The 1,925-nt window shown below is 55.9% G+C and carries 2 protein-coding genes; both read left to right on the top strand.

From position 1 onward, the window contains the following. The first annotated feature begins 1,235 nt into the window (after positions 1-1,235). Positions 1,236-1,511 (top strand): type II toxin-antitoxin system RelE/ParE family toxin, encoded by a 276-nt coding sequence (locus VBE63_RS28350; RefSeq protein ID WP_323686328.1) that lies wholly within the window; start codon positions 1,236-1,238, stop codon positions 1,509-1,511. Positions 1,512-1,522: 11 nt separating this feature from the next. Continuing rightward, a complete protein-coding gene (locus VBE63_RS28345; RefSeq protein ID WP_323686327.1) occupies positions 1,523-1,810 on the top strand; it encodes a HigA family addiction module antitoxin in 288 nt (95 codons plus the stop codon). The last annotated feature ends 115 nt before the right edge of the window (positions 1,811-1,925 follow it).

Below are 1,925 nucleotides of genomic sequence, written 5' to 3'. Positions count from 1 at the left end.
CGCCGCTTGGGACAGCCGTCTTCAGATGACAGCATCAAGATGCGTTCGATAGCGAGTCCGCGATCGGCCTCGCTCATTCATGCGAGCCGGACCCATTCGCTCAGCGAGATCGGTCGTGAGCGCGCACCACTAGCAGCCCGTTGGACTTTGGCGCTGTCGGATCGCTGTCAGCTTGGTACACTGAGATCCCGCTTGAGGACAGCCCTGATGCCCAACTTCCGCACGATCGATTGCGACCGCCGACCTTGATGATCGCCTGGCCCAATATCCCGCTTAGCAGTCAACAACGACATATTTACGGATGGAAAATCAGACTCTTGCCATGATCTTGTCGGGCCAGTCGCAGCGTGTGGACCAAGGTATGATCAAGACTCGACTGCCCATTAGAGTTGCCCCTGTCGTTACAGGACTGGCTACACTGAAGGGGTGGCACCCGTGCTGTCATTGAAGAGAAGTTCAGAGACTGCCCTTCCTGGACAGTCTCTAGGGAGCGGGCAGGATACAAGCGGGATATCAAGCACCCAATGTCACGAGAGCTGCTGTCCTCTGAGTAGGTAATCACCTTGGTCGACAAATCCAGATCCCATCAGGTAGAGCGATCCCAGATACCCAAGAAGCGTCGACTGAAAGGCCGCGTTTGGGCCTCGCTCAGTGTGATGTGCCTACTGACTGGCTGTGTTATCGACGGCTCCCAGGACTTAAACCCCTATACCGCTTCCGCTGCGGTGTCTTGGAAACCCTCTGCAGGTGCGGGGATGACAGCTTCTGAGGTTCCTGAGAGCAAAAATTTCTCATGGACTGAGGAGGTTGGAATCGAGCGAGGACTTCCGATTACCCCTGTCTCGGAACCCAACCCGTGACGAGCGAGCGCCCGATAGCCTGGTTTCTGCGCGTTTTCAGCGCCAATTGCGGATCGTTCGCCGGACTGTTCCGGGGGAAGTACGGGCCTGCGAACACGCCTGTCGGTCGATCCCTGACCACTCTGGCGCAGCAACCATAAAACCGTAGCAATAACATGCAGGACACCTCAGCAAGCTGTCATTGCTGCACAAGGTTATCCACAGCGGTCGTGGACAACTTCACTCGAGCTTGAGCGATTGCGAGCCTATAAATATTATTCGCATCCCGCATGCCAATTCGTGGACAACTTCACTCGAGCTTGAGCGATTGCGAGCCGGCCCTAATAACAGCAGAAATCGATTGACACCCGCTACGTATCGGGATACAGAGCAAGGATGAAGATCCGACACAAGGGATTGCGCGCACTCTACGAGAAGGGGCAGACCAAGGGCGTCCAGCAACAGCAGGTAAAGCGCCTGAAGTTGATCCTGGTCCGTCTGGATGCTGCTCGAGAACCAGCTGACATGGACTTGCCAGGATTACGGCTGCATCCCCTGCAGGGCGACAAGGACGGGTTCCATGCGGTTAAAGTCTCCGGAAACTGGCGGGTGGTCTTCCATTTCGATGCAACCGGCGAAGCCACGGACGTTGATTTGACGGACTACCACTAGGAGGCGAAGACATGCCGATGAACAATCCGCCCCATCCTGGCGAGGTCATCCGAGAGCTCTGTCTTGAGCCACTCGGCTTAACAGTGACCGCCGCCGCCCAAGGGCTTGGCGTGAGCCGCAAGACCCTCTCCGAACTGCTGAACGGGCATAGTGGGATTTCCCCAGAGATGGCGATTCGCTTATCCAAGGGGTTCGGGGGCAGTCCTGAGAGCTGGATGCGACAGCAGATGCAGTACGACCTTGCCCAGGTGACGAGCAGGGCTGACAGCATTCATGTTCACCGCTTCGAGGCAGCGTGATGAAAAACACCAGCACCTGATCATCACCGGCCCATCGCGGGACATCTCATCCTAAGACGCTGCATAGGAATTTTTTGCTTAAATTTCTGTATTTTATAGAGATTCTTCAAGCATG

The sequence above is a fragment of the Lamprobacter sp. genome, assembly GCF_034860625.1.
Lineage (GTDB): Bacteria > Pseudomonadota > Gammaproteobacteria > Chromatiales > Chromatiaceae > Lamprobacter.
The sequence above is the reverse complement of the archived record's forward strand: the minus strand, read 5'-3'. Positions and strand labels throughout refer to the sequence as shown.

Bases quoted from the DNA above. Each gene is read 5' to 3' on its own strand.
- VBE63_RS28345 (WP_323686327.1), top strand. From the start codon at position 1,523: ATGCCGATGAACAATCCGCCCCATCCTGGCGAGGTCATCCGAGAGCTC.
- VBE63_RS28350 (WP_323686328.1), top strand. From the start codon at position 1,236: ATGAAGATCCGACACAAGGGATTGCGCGCACTCTACGAGAAGGGGCAG.